The organism is Bdellovibrio sp. 22V, assembly GCF_030169785.1.
Classification (GTDB): Bacteria; Bdellovibrionota; Bdellovibrionia; order Bdellovibrionales; family Bdellovibrionaceae; genus Bdellovibrio.
On sequence record NZ_CP125854.1, the window covers coordinates 596661 to 611734 of the forward strand.

General features: G+C 46.3%; 12 protein-coding genes. 5 read left to right on the forward strand and 7 right to left on the reverse strand.

The window, feature by feature from the left end; genetic code table 11:
- Window positions 1-26: 26 nt before the first annotated feature.
- Window positions 27-1676, reverse strand: coding sequence for a methyl-accepting chemotaxis protein (locus QJS83_RS02955; protein ID WP_284607599.1), 1650 nt, complete (start codon window positions 1674-1676; stop codon window positions 27-29).
- 250 nt (window positions 1677-1926) lie between these two features.
- A complete protein-coding gene (locus QJS83_RS02960; protein WP_284607601.1) occupies window positions 1927-3462 on the reverse strand; it encodes a methyl-accepting chemotaxis protein in 1536 nt (511 codons plus the stop codon).
- A gap of 228 nt (window positions 3463-3690) precedes the next feature.
- Between QJS83_RS02960 and QJS83_RS02965 the strand changes: the two genes are divergently transcribed.
- From QJS83_RS02965 to QJS83_RS02980, 4 genes are all read left to right on the forward strand, one after another.
- Window positions 3691-4437, forward strand: a complete 747-nt coding sequence (locus tag QJS83_RS02965; RefSeq protein WP_284607603.1) for a cell division protein FtsQ/DivIB — start codon at window positions 3691-3693, stop codon at window positions 4435-4437.
- A 114-nt stretch (window positions 4438-4551) separates the two neighbouring features.
- Window positions 4552-5802, forward strand: coding sequence for a cell division protein FtsA (ftsA, locus tag QJS83_RS02970; RefSeq protein WP_284607604.1), 1251 nt, complete (start codon window positions 4552-4554; stop codon window positions 5800-5802).
- Between the two features lie 50 nt (window positions 5803-5852).
- A complete protein-coding gene (gene ftsZ, locus QJS83_RS02975) occupies window positions 5853-7487 on the forward strand; it encodes a cell division protein FtsZ (RefSeq protein ID WP_284607605.1) in 1635 nt (544 codons plus the stop codon).
- On the forward strand, window positions 7487-8245 hold the full coding sequence (locus QJS83_RS02980) for a UDP-2,3-diacylglucosamine diphosphatase (protein ID WP_284607606.1): 759 nt from the start codon (window positions 7487-7489) through the stop codon (window positions 8243-8245). Before ftsZ ends, QJS83_RS02980 begins: the two co-directional genes overlap by 1 nt.
- Window positions 8246-8305: 60 nt before the next feature.
- Here QJS83_RS02980 and QJS83_RS02985 read toward each other — a convergent pair whose 3' ends face one another.
- Window positions 8306-9757, reverse strand: coding sequence for a hypothetical protein (locus QJS83_RS02985; protein ID WP_284607608.1), 1452 nt, complete (start codon window positions 9755-9757; stop codon window positions 8306-8308).
- A 115-nt stretch (window positions 9758-9872) separates the two neighbouring features.
- Between QJS83_RS02985 and QJS83_RS02990 the strand changes: the two genes are divergently transcribed.
- Window positions 9873-10685: a TIGR02147 family protein gene (locus QJS83_RS02990; protein ID WP_284607609.1), complete on the forward strand. Its 813-nt coding sequence runs from the start codon at window positions 9873-9875 to the stop codon at window positions 10683-10685.
- Between the two features lie 4 nt (window positions 10686-10689).
- Here the strand turns inward: QJS83_RS02990 and QJS83_RS02995 are convergent, their stop codons facing one another.
- The 4 genes from QJS83_RS02995 to QJS83_RS03010 form a co-directional block, all read right to left on the reverse strand.
- Complete coding sequence (locus tag QJS83_RS02995; protein ID WP_284607611.1) at window positions 10690-12510, reverse strand: NHL repeat-containing protein; 1821 nt, start codon at window positions 12508-12510, stop codon at window positions 10690-10692.
- Window positions 12511-12613: 103 nt separating this feature from the next.
- The gene (locus tag QJS83_RS03000) at window positions 12614-13321 is read right to left on the reverse strand and encodes a tyrosine-protein phosphatase (protein WP_284607612.1); all 708 of its coding nucleotides are present in this window, start codon (window positions 13319-13321) and stop codon (window positions 12614-12616) included.
- Between the two features lie 113 nt (window positions 13322-13434).
- Window positions 13435-13983 (reverse strand): hypothetical protein, encoded by a 549-nt coding sequence (locus QJS83_RS03005; protein WP_284607613.1) that lies wholly within the window; start codon window positions 13981-13983, stop codon window positions 13435-13437.
- A 276-nt stretch (window positions 13984-14259) separates the two neighbouring features.
- Window positions 14260-15015: a hypothetical protein gene (locus QJS83_RS03010; protein WP_284607615.1), complete on the reverse strand. Its 756-nt coding sequence runs from the start codon at window positions 15013-15015 to the stop codon at window positions 14260-14262.
- Between the last annotated feature and the right edge of the window lie 59 nt (window positions 15016-15074).

The window sequence follows — 15074 nt, forward strand, 5'->3', positions numbered from 1 at the left end:
TTATTTCTAGTATGCTTCCTTTATGTCTAAGAAACTTTGTTCAGCGGAAGAAGATCTTCATGTTGTTGTTCTTTGCGCGCAGGGGAGGAAGCAAGTGGAGCCTTCTTCATCGTCTTTGGCACTTCGGCAGCAGGTGGCGGAGTCTCGTGCTGACGGCGGGCGCCTTCAACGATGGAGATCAACTCTTGCACCATATTGTGCATTTGCTGCGATCTTTCCGATAAAGTTTCCGCGGCAGACGCACATTCACCGGCAGCGGAAGCATTGTTTTGTGTAACACGGTCCAACTCATTGATCGACATGTTAATCGAATTTACGCCCTGAGCTTGCTCCGAACTCGCCGTAGAGATCTCGATATTCAAATTCGTCAGTTTTTCGATCTGCAAAACGATTTCGTTAAGCATCACGCCGCTGGCTTGAACGACTTCGTGGCCGTTCTCGATCTTTTCAACGCTATCACGGATAAGATCGGAAATTTCTTTGGCAGACGTCGCACTTCTTTGGGCAAGGGCACGGACTGCTTCGGCAACAACCGCGAAACCTTTCCCTTGCTCTCCGGCGCGGGCCGCTTCGACCGCGGCATTCAAGGCAAGAAGGTTTGTTTGGAAAGCGATGTCATCGATAACTGTGATGATCTCTTCGATCTTCTTCGAACTCTTCGCGATTTCATCCATAGAAAGAATAAGTTTTTCAACTTCATCTTTACCTGTGCGAGCTTTCGTTTGCGCAAGCTCCGCCAGATTTTTGGCTTCGCTAGTATGGCCCGCATTAAGTTTAATCATGCTCGACATTTCCTCTGTCGCAGAAGTGGTTTGTTCGATAGAAGCGGCAGCTGTCGTCGCAGCATTGCTTAGATCTTGTGATGATTTCGTGATCTCGACACTTGCGGCCGCAACGCTTGTTCCCGTTTCCTGAAGTTTTTCAGCAATACCGGACAAAGCACGCATGGGCGTTTTCAAGAACATAAAAGAGAGGAACATCGCCACAATCGACAAACCTGCCGACCAGCCAATAATGTACCATGTGGCATTTGTCGCCGCCGCTTGGATGTTGGCTTTGCTGGAGACAACGGCGAATCCACCGTGAAGTTTTCCGTCCTTCCAGTTTTCCATCGGATAACCCAAAATATCTTTGCCGTTCTTCCAAGGCGACTGCGCCGGATCACCATGACAACTCATGCAGCCTTGATTCTCACTGAGGCGAACAGGGCGGTAAACGATAGTATCCGTGTCTGTGGATTCAGAAAGCTCTTGAAGACTCGGATCGGCTTCAAACTTCTTAAGAATCTCCAATTCTTTTGCTGTTGCACGATTCTCGGGATTGCGAGGTTCGTCGGAAAAAATACGGAAAGTATAACCTTCTGCTTTCGCGCCTTCTGCTCCCACTTTCATCGCTGCAAAGATCGGAACTTGTTTAAGAATCGTCAGTTTAGATTCTTTTGGAAGATTTCCATCTGGATGCTCGTGAATAGCTTTTTCAATACTCGCATCCAGTCCGCCTTGAGAGGCGATGTAAGAGCGAACCGCTTCAAGACGTGTCAAGATGGCCTTCGATTTTTCAATAAGCTGTTGTTCCCCTTGGCCCGAAATGCGGGACGAAGAAACGAAAACAGCCGCCGTCGTACAAATAACGCAGGCGAGGGCAATGCTTGCCATAACTTTCGTGTTAAACTTCATGGGTGACGCTCCTTAAATATATATTTATTTGTCGATGACTCTTTATCGAACGAAGGTTCGTCACACATTCGTTATAAGTTTGTCATACAACATCTGTTGTATGCAGACTTTTCGCACCATTTATTACAGGGGTAAACTCGTATTGGATTTTAAGAAGTAACGGAACAAAGAGAGCACTATGGCTCTGAAAGGACTGGGAAGAATTTGTAATGAAGACGAAGGACGATAGCTCGCCCTTCGTAAGTTCATATTAAGCGGATTTCGAAGGGCTCCCAATAATAATCTCGTGCAACTGAACGACAGCTTCTCCAACGAGAGTGGATTGACGATGCAGTTCTTCAGAAGCTGCCGCACATTCTTCCGCAGCAGCGGCATTGGCTTGAGTGATCTTATCCATATCGTTCAAGGCTTTGTTAATTTGCGTAACTCCAAGTTCTTGCTCGCCGCTCGCCGTTGAGATTTCAACATTCAGAGTGGAAAGTTGCACAATTGCGGTGACGATTTCCTGCAAAGAAGTTTCACTCGACTGCACGACTTTGTGGCCTTGTTCAATTTTTTCAACACTCTCGTTGATCAAAGAAGAAATTTCTTTAGCGGAGTTTGCGCTTCGTTGGGCAAGACTGCGAACGGCATCGGCGACAACGGCAAAGCCTTTTCCGTGCTCTCCGGCGCGAGCCGCCTCGACAGAAGCATTCAATGCCAAAAGATTTGTCTGAAAAGCGATGTCGTCGATCACGGTGATGATCTCTTCAATTTTTTTAGAACTCGCCGTGATATCGTTCATCGAAGACGTGAGTTTGCGAACTTCGGCTTCGCCGACACGCGCTTTTTCTTGCGCTTGGTGTGCAAGATCGCGCGCTTGTTCAGCGTTCTTTGTATTCATTTTCACCATGCTGGAAACCTCTTCGGTCGAGGCCGAGGTTTCTTCGATGGAGGCGGCGGCTTTCACCGCGGCATTGCTCAGGTTCTGGCTGGCAACAAGAATTTCTCCGCCCGTTGTTGAAACTTGATTGCCTGCGCTGGTCAGCTTCTGAATTCCCGTCATCAAAGCCTGCAATGGACGGCGCACAAAGAAGAATGAAACAAGAAGCACAATGACTGAAATCAGAAGCGCCCACATTAAGATTGAATAGGTCGTTTCAGTTGCTGCCGCGGCAACACGATCGGTGGAAGAGGTGACGGCAAAGACGCCATGAAGCTTTCCATCTTTCCAGTTTTCCATGGGATATCCCAATATATCTTTTCCGTTTTTCCAGGGGCTTTGCGCGGGATCGCCATGACACAACAAGCAGCCTTGTTTTTCAGAAAGACGAACGGGACGGTAAACGATGACAGCGGTATCATCTCCTTCGACGATTTCGTGCAGATTTTCATCTGCTTCGAATTTTTGCAGAATTTCTTTTTCGTGTGCCGTGGGGGCATTGCCTTCGCGGCGTGGCTCGCGGGCAAAGACCCGAAACTTATAACCGTCCTTTTCGGCGTTTTCAAAACCGACACTGATTGAAGCGAAAATGGGAACCTTGCGCAGAAGATGCTGGCGTTCTTCTTCGGGAAGATTTCCGTCGGGATTTTGTGCAACGGCTTGAGCAAAATCACTGTGCAGACCGCCTTGAGTGGCGATGTAAGAACGAATCGATTCCAAGCGCGAAAGAATAGCGCGGGATTTGTCCGTCAGTTGTTCTCGGCCTTGTTTGTGAATATGCGAAGAAGAAATCGCCACGGCGGCGATCGTGCAGATAATGCCGGAGAGAGCAACGTTAAGAATAATTTTACTGCCAAGTTTCATGAAGCCTCCGATAGATGAAAACCCTATCGGAGGAAGCGGCGTAAACAACATAGACTAACAATCGTATTTCTTACACCAAAGATATGTTTACGGATAAAAGTCGGGGCGCCTTTTTCGCCATGACAATGGTCTTGATTTGCGGACGCGTCCTCTGTCGTGATTCAATGTTCAGAATGTTATTGCTACTCTAAAATCTACGGCAGCAGAGGATTTGCGGAGATATATTCAGTGAAGAAGCTCGTTTTACAACTCATCTTTGGATTCGTTATTCTTCCTTTGTCTTTGGCAGGAACTCTTTATTATCTGAACAAAAACGGATTTTTCAACATCAGCAAAGTCGAAGTTGTTTTGGAAAATCCACCCCGGGGTCAGGAGCAATTTCTTCGCCCACTCGTAGACAACCTCGAATCTTCACTCGCAAAATACAAAGGTCTCTCGCTTTGGAATATCAAACTTAAGAAAGTTTCGGGTGACGTCAAGAAGCTTGGCTGGGTGGAAGGTTTGAACGTGAAGCGCAGTTGGCCGGCGACATTGTCGATTCGTGTACGTCCCCATGAAGTGAAACTTCTTTTCATGGCAAAAAGTGGCAAGCTTGTTCCAATCATCAAAGACGGTTCGTTCTTGGAGCCGATCGAAATCAAGCAAGCTCCCGATGTCGCACTTCTTGAAGGCGAAAGTTTCGTCAAGAAAACGGAGCTCAGAAAAAAAGCAGTGGAAGTGATCGAGCAAATTCCTGCTGAAGGATCGTTCAGTAAAAAAACGATTTCTGAAATTCGCTACGACAACAAAGAAGGTTTTTGGATGACTCTGATCAAAACCGGAATTCAAGTGAAGATGGGTGAAGATCAAGTGGCTCTGAAGGCTGCCCGAGTTTCTCAAGTGGTTGACTATCTCGAATCCCGCCAGTTTGACGCGCGCGTCATAGATGCGAATCTGTCAAAGAAAGTCCTTGTCAGGTTGCGTAAGGATCCCTAAGCTTAAGTCTGGAGGACCGATCAAAGTCGGGTTAAATCGGCTTTATAACTCATTGAAATGATTTTAGTGAGTGGTCCAACGACATTTTAGCGAAGCATCCGTGAGGACTTAAGGATGAGTACAACAAAACCGAAAGCACCGGTATTGGCTGGTTTGGACATTGGTTCTTCCAAAGTCTCTTTTGTTATCGGCACAGTCAATCCCGACGGAAAAATCGAAGTTGCAGGCGTAGGCACGGCTCCTAATACAGGCATTCGCCAAGGCGTTGTCGTTAATATCGAAGCGACAACAGAATCCATTAAAAAAGCAAAAGAAGAAGCAGAGTTGATGTCTGGATATTCCATCTCCGAAGTGTGGGTGGGAGTTCTTGGAACGCATATCTCTTCTTTCGATTCTAAAGGCATGGTTGCGATCAAGAATCGTGAAGTCACAGCTTCAGAAATCGACCGCGTGATTGAAGCGGCGAAAGCGGTGGCGGTCCCTGCGGATCGTACCGTTTTGCACGTTCTTCCGCGTGAATTCAAAGTCGATGGCCAAGATGGAATCACAGATCCTATCGGTATGTCAGGCATCCGCTTGGAGGCCAACGTGCACATCGTGACGGGCAGCCAAAGCGCGATCAACAACACGGTAAAATGTGTTGAAAAAGCCGGTCTTAAAGTTGCGGGCCTGGTGTTAGGCCAATTGGCTTCTGCAACAGCAGTTATTTCTAATGACGAGAAAAACTTGGGCGTGAGTGTTGTCGACATGGGCGGCGGCGCTTGTAACGCTTTGTACTTCGTCAACGGAAGTGTGGCGCATTCTTCAACTATTCCTGTTGGCGGCCAACACTTCACTCATGACGTCGCTGTGGGATTGAGAACTCCACAAGTTGCGGCTGAGGAGTTGAAAAAGAAGCATGGAACTGCCATGGCTTCTCTTGTGAATGAAAATGAAACCATTGAAGTGGAAGGCGTGGGCGGAAGAAAAGCTCGCGTGATTCCGCGCAAAGATCTTGCGGATGTTATTGAGGCACGTGCAGAGGAAACTTTGAACTTGATCGCTAACGATATTCGCATGAGCGGTTTGATGCCGATGTTGGGATCAGGAATTGTTCTTACAGGCGGCGCAAGTCAGCTCGATGGATTGATTGAGATGGGCGAGTTTATTTTTGATATTCCCGTACGCAGAGGAACTCCTCGCGAGATCGGTGGATTGACGGATGTAGTGAAGTCTGGAGAATTCTCTGCAGCCGTTGGACTTTTGTTGTACGCGTTGGCGCAGAAGAAAGAGCTGCTCAATTCGAATCAACAAGAAGTCAACATTGGTGAGTCCTTGGATGGAATCACGAAGAAGATCAAAGATTTTTTTGGACAGATTTTTTAATTTTACTCGGTGAGCGCCAAGAGGGCGCTTGATTCTGTGGGGAGGATCGAATGTTTGAATTAGAAGAAAATATCAATATCGGTGCAAACATTAAAGTCGTAGGTGTCGGTGGAGGCGGAAGCAACGCGGTTTCCACAATGATCGAATCTGGCATGGGCGGCGTAGAGTTCATTGTTGCGAATACAGACATCCAAGCTTTGAACGCAAATAAGGCATCTAACAAAATTCAATTGGGCCTTGATTTGACAAAAGGTTTGGGCGCAGGCGCGAATCCAGATGTGGGTCGCAGAGCCGCGATTGAATCATATAATGAGATTGTTGAGAAATTGGAAGGCGCGGACATGGTGTTCGTCACTGCGGGTATGGGTGGCGGAACAGGTACGGGTGGCGCTCCGATTGTTGCGAAGATTGCGCGCGAACTTGGCGCTTTAACAATTGGTGTAGTCACTAAGCCCTTCCTGTTTGAAGGTAAAAAGCGCGGCAAACACGCTGAAGGCGGTTTGTCTGAGCTTAAAGACAATGTTGATACATTGATCGTAATCCCGAACCAAAAACTTCTTTCTGTGGCGGCAGAGAAAACTCCTCTTCTTGAGACATTCAAAAAAGCGGACGAAGTTCTTTTGCAAGCCGTAAAAGGGATTTCAGACCTTATCAACATCCGCGGTTTGATCAACTTGGACTTCGCGGATATCCGCACAGTGATGTCTTCTAAAGGTATCGCTATCATGGGTACTGGTTCTGCAAAAGGTGACAACCGCGCAGTGGAAGCAGCAACAGCAGCGATTTCTTCTCCTCTTCTTGAGAATGTAAAAATCGATGGTGCAACTGGCATCATTATCAACGTGACTGCAAGCTCTAGCTTGTCATTGTACGAAGTGAACGAAGCGACAACTTTGATCACGGAAGCGGCTCATGAAGATGCGGAAATCATCTTTGGTGCAGTTATCGACGACAACATGGGTGACGAAGTTCGCGTGACTGTGATCGCAACGGGTTTTGACTCTCACGATGTAAAACTTGTGAACGACATGGCTCAAGTAAATCAAATGCAAAATTTCTTGAACCAGCAAAATGCAATGCAGTTCGGTCAAATGAACATGCAAGGTATGCAAATGCCTCAGATGCCACAAATGCCATCTATGCCGCAAATGCCGACAATGCCACAGATGCCTCAGTTCCCGCAAATGCCTGTGATGCCGACAATGCCACAAATGCCGCAAATGGCTCCTGTGGAATTGCCGCCGATCTCTGCAGTTCAATCTCAAGTGATGAACTTCACGCAACCTTCACAACAGGAGGTTCCCCAGGTAACTGAGACTGTTGTTGTTCCGCCAGTAGCTCCTGTCGCTCCACAAGTAGCGCAGCAAGCCGCTCAGAACATGATGCCTCAAGCACCTGTGCAACAAACTGAAGTAGCAACTCCGATCCAACCACAAGTTGAAGCGGCAGTTTCTCCTCGCGATATGTTGCTTGCGAAAGCACGCGCTTTCAAAGAAAGCCAAGACTTGAAATCACGTCACAACAACCCTGAACAGTTGTCTATGAACGTGGATCACGAACAGCAATCTTTGGAAGAAGCTCGTCGCATGGCTCGCGAAGTATTGAGCTCTCCATTCTCTAGCCAAAATCTTGAAGTTCCAGCGTTCATCCGCAAGAAACAAGGTTTTGATTTGAACAAAGAATAGTGGAAGCCTGGTTTTTATCCGACATTCACTTAAAAACCGCAGAAGAGCGCAATGGGAAAATCCTGTTGCGCTTTTTGCGTTCTTTGCTGGAGAAAAATCCATCTGAAATTCATCTTTTCCTTCTCGGCGACATCTTTGATTTATGGGTGGGCGGTCATTCTTACTTTGCAAAAAAGTTTAAACCGTTGATCGACGCTCTTCATGATTTGAAAAAGGCGGGCGCGCGTATTACATACATCGAAGGCAATCACGATGTGCACGTCGAAGGATTCTTTCAGAAAAAACTCGGCGTCGAAGTTTTTGTCGAAGCTCAATACTATCGAATTGATGGAGTGACCGTGCGCTGTGAACACGGTGACTTGATCAATTTGACGGATGAAAAGTATCTCAAATACCGCAGCATCATCCGCAATCCTTATATTAAACCCCTGGGAAATATTCTTCCCGGTCGTTTCTGGGATCATATCGGCAATAAAGCGAGCAAAAAAAGCCGCGCACGCACCGGGCACTATCGTTCAGCCAATGAGAGTTCATTGGTCGAAATGATTCGTTCGCACGCGACGAAAGCTTATCAGGAAAAACCCTTTGATATAATTATCTCAGGCCACATGCACGTTTTTGACGATCACACAGTGGATGTGGACGGGCGCAAAGTGCGCTCGATCAACCTCGGTTCGTGGTTTGAGGAGAAGGTTAAAGTCTTCCGAATCCACCACGGTCACGGCGAGTGGGTTTATCTCGACTCACAAAATTTATAAAGATCTCTATCTCTAAAAGACATCTGGTACCTTTTTAGGAAAAAGTACCAGGTATCTGTATTAGTAGGAAGAAACAGAAAAGGGCGTTGAAAGTTTCACAGGTCTAACTTCTTGTGTGGGGATGTCTAGTTCCATCCCGTATACTTCCAAGGTTCCAGCATACGAAGACATGGCATTGACTTGTAAACCACCGCAGTACATGGCGCAATCAGTGTCGAATTGAGTGACCCCAGCAGGGATGACGGCATTTTGTTTATTCCACCAGTCAGAACTCAAAGCCTTGAGATTGTCTCCGCCAATTTTGCAATAGTAATTACCGCCATTGGCTGACTTAACTACAGCGCGAAGATAAGCGATCGTGAGCTCCGTATCCGGGTTATTTCTCTGAATTTGAATCCTTGGAATTCTGAAGTAGCTCGCAGGAACATCAACAACAGGTTTATCTAAATCTCCGGCTTGACGGAGGTTAATGCAACTGCTGGCTGTTGCGGGAATAATTGGGAAGCTTAAATAAGGAAGAACTACGGCATTCTCTTTGCCTTCGTTTGAAGGAAAGCAATCAAGAATGTGCTGTCCCGACTTTGAGTCGATATAAAGATATTCCTGGATAGAACGAGGCGTGATCTTTCTCTTGATGCCCACTGTAAAAAAAACCCCACCTTCAAAATTGGAAGAGATATCGCCACCGGAGATATTGCAGCCGTCGCCATCTGGGCAGCTTGCTGGAACATTTTTTAGCCATGGAAGTTGAAGGGGAAGAACGACGGTTTTTTTACTGAAGACGGGCTTTCCTTCAAACCACATAAATTGCAAGACGGTGTGTCTCGCATTGGAGCTCGGGTAATAAGCAAATTGATAGGTCATTTTTCCTTTGTTCTTTGCAGAACAAAATTTGGCTCCTGGCGGGAGATCTGCATCCACTTTTTCAAAAGCAAAATCAGAGAATACATGACCTACAATTTTTCGGGCTCGACGTGAATCCTTCGCGCCATAAGTTCTTTCTAGGCGATAGATAGCTTCGTGGGTAATTAAAGCAGCCTTGTCTGTTGCACTGAGGGCGTTCCAAATTTCTTGGCTTACGATCAATGTTTCGTCATCAACATAATGAGCGAGTTGCTCGAGTTTACAGTTTTTAGGAAGTACCACTTCTGCTGCATCGTCCACTGGTTTAATGACGGCTGTCGGTGGAACAAATTTCATAATCTTCGTTACACGCTCAAAAAGTGGAAGGAGATGGAGTTCTGCCTGAGACATCGTGCCTTCAAGTTTCTTTTGAATTACTGAAACAATGTCTTCCACTGAGCCTTTTTGAGGAACCAATGTCAGTCCATAGACATTCTTGGCTTCATACAAGTCCAGTGTCTCAGCTGACGTAATTTTATTTTTTGAATCACGGCAGACGACGCTTTTTCCGCCTCCTCCATCGACGCCACCCGTGGAAGTCGCCGCATGTGTGCACACTGAGTAACTCATCACTAAAAGAACGAAAATCCGGATCATTGATACCTCCATGTTTTGCTTGTCAGTATCGCAATCTAAGTAGACTCTCTCTACATTTATTAATTTATTTGTTATCTATAAAATTAACAAATATGCTAATTTTCTTGAAACTCAAAGGGAGCATTTCATGAATGTTTTCGACTTTCACGACTATAAACACTGTGTCAACGCATGGATCGGAGAGCAACCACGCAATGGTCACGGGCAACTTCGACAGCTCGCGCTTTATCTGGATATAAACTCAGTTGTCATGAGCCAGATTTTTAGAGGAGAACGTGAGCTAACTCTAGAGCAAGCTTTGTTAGTAACGCGATTTATTGGGCTTTCGGAGTTAGAAAGGGACTACTTTCTATTATTAGTTCAAAAAAGCCGGGCCGGTACCGTGGAACTAAAGAATGTTTTAGAAAAGCAGATCGCAAACTTAAAAGAATCCGCACTTGCGTTGAAGAATAGGGTGAAGCATCAAAAGTTCACAGACGAAGACAGAGCCACATTTTACTCTCAGTGGTATTACAGCGCTGTTCGACTGGGCGTCTCTATTCCTCAGCTTAATACGGCGGCCTCTATCGCCAGTTACTTGAACTTAGATCGTGTTCTTGTAACCAAGGTGGTGGACTTTCTCTTGCAGCATAAGTTGATTGTGGAGCATAAAGGTCATTTGGATATGGGTCCCCAGGTCACTCATGTTGGGCATGATTCCCCGTTTGTAAATAGACATCACACCAATTGGCGATTGAAGGGAATGCAGGCAATGGAGCGTGTTTCAGGGAAGAATTTATTTTATACCGGTCCGATGGCTTTATCGGAAGAATCGACTCAGGAGGTTCGCAAGCTCCTGATTGAACTTGTAGAGAAAACCACGAAGAAGGCGGCGAGCTCCGATTCTGAAGTTCTTCGCTGTCTAAATATTGATTGGTTCGCTGTCGGAAACGAACGATAAAGTTTTATTCCTCAAGCGGAATGCCGAGCGGACTGAATTTTTGCACGCGATGATTGTAGACATCCACGACATAAAGGTTTCCGTAAGAATCTCCGGCTATATCGGCGGGGGCTTGGAGTTCTCCAAGAAATGATCCGAGACTGCCAAAGCTGACCAAAAAATTTCCGCCACTATCGAATTTGTCTACTCTGTTTTGGTCATAGTTCGTGGAATAGATATTGCCTACCGAATCGACGTAAATACCGAATCTGTACGGGCCGTCACCGAAAGAGAACAAAAAGTTTCCGGAGGCATCGTATTTATAAATTTTCCTTGATGCTCCTATGGTGCAAACGTAGATGTTTCCGTCTTTGTCTAGATGGACTGTCGAAGGCTGATCTAGTTGCCCTGCTCCTCCGGAGTTTCCTATCTCACCAAGATAAGTTCCATCCTTACTTAGTTTTTGTACACGCGAATTGCCTAAATCAGCGACATAGATGATGTCATTTTTGTCGATGTAGATACCAGAGGGGCCATTGAATTGCCCAGGATTGGTACCAGCAGATCCAATTGTCAGAAGGTGGGTGCCGTCGGAAGCGAACTTCTCGATGTTGTTGGCTAGGTTGTCGGTGATATAAATATGGCCTTCGGAGTCCGTGGCACTGTCGAAACCATACTCCAATTGTCCAACACCTGTACCCTTGCTTCCATAAGTCACAAGATAATTTCCCCGCGAATCAAACTTATAAGATCCTTGAGGACTCGTGCCGGCTCCTGATTGGGCGACAAAGAAATTATCCGCAGAGTCGATCCAAAGCCCTGTCGGTAAAGATAAAGCACCTTCAGCAGAGGTATAGTTTCTATAAGTTTTTTGGTTCACGCCGTTTTTATCCCAAACTTCGATTCTTTTGTTATTACCGTCGGCAATGTAAATGGAATCATCCGGCCCAAAGAAAAAATCAAAAGGAACTCCAATAGGGTCATGCCCGCCGGCGTCGCCTTTATAGGTCGCTATGTAAGTACCTGCAGAAGAAAACTTAATAAGCTCCTGACGGGAGATCTCCGCAACCCAAATATTTCCAAGCGAATCAACTCGCACGCGGGCCGCTTGCTGAAATTGACCGACACCGATCCCAGAGACGCCAAACTTCATGACGAAATTTCCTGAAGAATCGAACTTCTGCACGCGATCATTATCATACTCGACGACATAAACATTCAAATCGTCATCCACGTCGATGCCGTAAGGACAATTCATTTGCCCATTTCCGGAGCCGAATCCTAAACCAATATTTCGATTGTGCGTGCCATTCGAATTAAAAACCTGCACACGGTCGTTGCCGCAATCCGCGATGTAAATAAGTCCATTCTTGTCGACAGCGATATCCATGGGAGAGTTAAACTGCCCGTTGGCGAAACCGCTAGTTCCTACCTTGCTAAGAAAAGTCCCGTTGCGGTCGAAAATTTTATAAGAATCAACGTCGAGAACATAAATAAGATTGTTATGAAGAGTCGCGCTGATCGGAGCATTCAGTTGTTGATCCGCAGAGCCTGGAGGGCCAAACGCCAACACAAGTTCATCCGTTGCCGGGTCATACTCATGCACGCCACCGGATAATTCACCTTGGCTTGCGACAAGAAGGTGGCCTTCGGGAGTCAGCTCAATACTTACCGGAAAGGCAAAATTATATTTACTTTTACCAAGAGGGAATTTTCCGGGCAGAGGACCAGAGGGGGAATGCACGGGATTTAGAGAATCTAAATCGAGATTCGCCAGCTTCATATCTAGCGTACATCCTGTCAATAAGAGGATCCCGAATAGAACTTGGAGAAAACCGACGTTCATGAATTTCCTTATGGTTACTCATTATATTTTTCGGTTTTTAACAAGGGGATCTGAAGTGTACAGGCTCAATAACTCAGGAGAATCTCAAAGTGAAACGCGAAAGTTAGCGGTCTGATACTTTTTTGCAGTAGTACTTGTTTACCGCCACCTTTAATGAAGGCTCTTTATCACAAAGAGATTCATCCAAGCCTTTTCCGCGTTGGCGTGCCTCGCTCAGAACCATGACCATTTTTAAGTAGGTCGGTGTCAGCGTTTCGCGGATCTTCAACACAACATCGCGATAGGGTTTTCCAGGGTTTCCCGCTTCATAGCCTCGCGCGCACAATTCTTTTTCAACGGATTCTGGAACAGAGGAATAAGTCCCGGCCCACAAGCCCCACAAACCGGCGAGGTATCCCGTGCGATCTTCGCCCACGGTGCAATGAAAGTAGAGGCTTCTATTTCTTTGCGCCGCTTCTTCGATCGTTTGCAAAGCTTGAATCGTCATCGTGCAAGCGCTTTGAAAATCGTGCAGATCTTTCCATGGAAATGAAATATGTGTGATTGAACTTTTTGTGATTCCCAAGTTTTGCAGAAGGGCTTTTTCTTTTTCCACTTCACCTTTGGTATCCATTTTAAAAATCAGAAATTCCGTGACGCCCAAATCGATCAATTCTTGGAATTGTATTTTATTTGCCGGAGCTTTGCCGCGAATGATCTGCGCTTCTTCCGTTTCGTAAATTACGTACGCATTGCTGATGGAACTGCCCTCCACAGCCGCGTGGGTGACAGAGGCAAGAATTAATAGGGCGGGAATTAAAAGTGTTTTCATGGACCCTTGTATAAGCGGGCCTCTAAAAAACGGCCAATTTCTAATAACCAAATTATTATTCAACTAAAGAATAATGGAGCCTGCCCTCTCAAATAGGCAAGCTCCGATGAGGTTTAGTCTTTGAATGAATTTGAGTAGATAGCCAGGGAGTCTTGCGAGAGGAGCTTATAGCGCTTCCAGTTGATCTGACCATTTTCTTTGTATTTCGGTCCGTAAACCTGCAGGACCAGTTCTTGCCCGTACTCCTCAGCGAGCATTCTTTCCATAGTGTCTAAGTCACGGAAAAGTTGCGGGCTGAAGTCCATCAAGCTCTCAAGGCTTAAGCGGCCGGAGATGCGTCCGCTGTCATAGCGGCTGATCACAGAGCGATAGCCTTGAGAGTAGCGTTCGTATTGTTGCATTCGGAGCAAATAGTTCGTGCCATCAAGACGACGTGAAATGCGCGCCAACTTCGCTTGATTTTGTTCAAGAGAAATCGGATCCAGGTGATGACCTTTTTTTGCCGCATCACGAGCTGCGATGATCGAAACCACCAAGCCGCCGACGATAACAACGCCACAAACAGGATGAGGCATAAAGCAGACAACAGCTTGCGACGGAGTCGCCGCCGCCATCACACCCGCAAGTGAAAGCATCGCTAATTTTTTCGAAACTGATTTCATAGAAATCTCCTTTGTATTTTTTGAATCGAGCGCGGGTTATAACAATTTTTTTATCGCACACAACAAAGGAATCAAAGGTGTCTTGTATTTAATGGAAATAACCGAAAATGCAGATCCATCTCGTGGAAACTTGCGGAAGCGAAAGGTACCCGCTTCCATTTCTTCACCGAAAGAACACCGTTCCTTCTGTTGAGAAACGGAAGCGGGTACGTTCCCAAATAAAAAAGGCTCTTCTTTTGGAAGAGCCTTCGTTTAGAAATCATTTATTTAAGAACGTTAGAAGTTCATCGTGTAACCGATAAGACCCTGAACGCCCGACATTGTTGTTCTTAAGTCGCTACCACCGATTTCCACTTCGCTGCTGCCACCACACTGCCTGACTCCCGGAATATCGTTCGCAGCGGAACAGTTACCGCCTGTCGTGATATTTCTCTCGATTGGCATATAGCGGATGTTACCTTCCACAGTTAAACAGTGAGCATCTGTGAAACAGAAGTCGACACCGATGCCGCCCATCGCTCCGAAGGCACTTCCTTTGAAATCAAGATTCTTTGCGCCCGCGGTGATCGCACCATTTAAGGAGCCATAGCCCAGACCTGTTTGCATGTAGAACTTGATGAACGAGTTCTCAAGCGGGTAAAGACGGAAGATTGGGAACACAGTGAAGCCCGTTAATTTGTAGTCATAAGAGCCATCCGCAGCGGAGCCCTCTGTAGATTGCGTGAAATAAGAAGGGCGGAAAACAAAAGCGTAAGGCGTGCCAGAGAAGCGATAGCTCCAGTTTGCATAAAACTCCCACGCAGAGCCTAGGTTCTTAGTGCTCGCTGTTCTATCCGTCACCGCTTGGTCGATCGCGCTGTTCAAGTCGTCTTGGCCCGCAGAAACGGTCGAGATACCTAAACCGATCGACATATCACCGGACAGGCCGCGTGAGCTGCCGAAACGTCTTTGCGCATTTGCATCTTGAACAAAGAAGACAGAGATTAGAAGTACTGTTGAAAGAAAGAGGCTTGCTTGATTGAAAGCTCTCATGAAGATCCTCCTGATCTAATGGCTATTAATATTAGAATCTTTTAATACAACTCCTTGAG

Bases quoted from the DNA above. Each gene is read 5' to 3' on its own strand.
- ftsA (WP_284607604.1), top strand. From the start codon at position 4,552: ATGAGTACAACAAAACCGAAAGCACCGGTATTGGCTGGTTTGGACATT.
- QJS83_RS03005 (WP_284607613.1), bottom strand. From the start codon at position 13,983: ATGAAATCAGTTTCGAAAAAATTAGCGATGCTTTCACTTGCGGGTGTG.
- QJS83_RS02995 (WP_284607611.1), bottom strand. From the start codon at position 12,510: ATGAACGTCGGTTTTCTCCAAGTTCTATTCGGGATCCTCTTATTGACA.
- ftsZ (WP_284607605.1), top strand. From the start codon at position 5,853: ATGTTTGAATTAGAAGAAAATATCAATATCGGTGCAAACATTAAAGTC.
- QJS83_RS02985 (WP_284607608.1), bottom strand. From the start codon at position 9,757: ATGGAGGTATCAATGATCCGGATTTTCGTTCTTTTAGTGATGAGTTAC.
- QJS83_RS02960 (WP_284607601.1), bottom strand. From the start codon at position 3,462: ATGAAACTTGGCAGTAAAATTATTCTTAACGTTGCTCTCTCCGGCATT.
- QJS83_RS03000 (WP_284607612.1), bottom strand. From the start codon at position 13,321: ATGAAAACACTTTTAATTCCCGCCCTATTAATTCTTGCCTCTGTCACC.
- QJS83_RS02990 (WP_284607609.1), top strand. From the start codon at position 9,873: ATGAATGTTTTCGACTTTCACGACTATAAACACTGTGTCAACGCATGG.
- QJS83_RS03010 (WP_284607615.1), bottom strand. From the start codon at position 15,015: ATGAGAGCTTTCAATCAAGCAAGCCTCTTTCTTTCAACAGTACTTCTA.
- QJS83_RS02955 (WP_284607599.1), bottom strand. From the start codon at position 1,676: ATGAAGTTTAACACGAAAGTTATGGCAAGCATTGCCCTCGCCTGCGTT.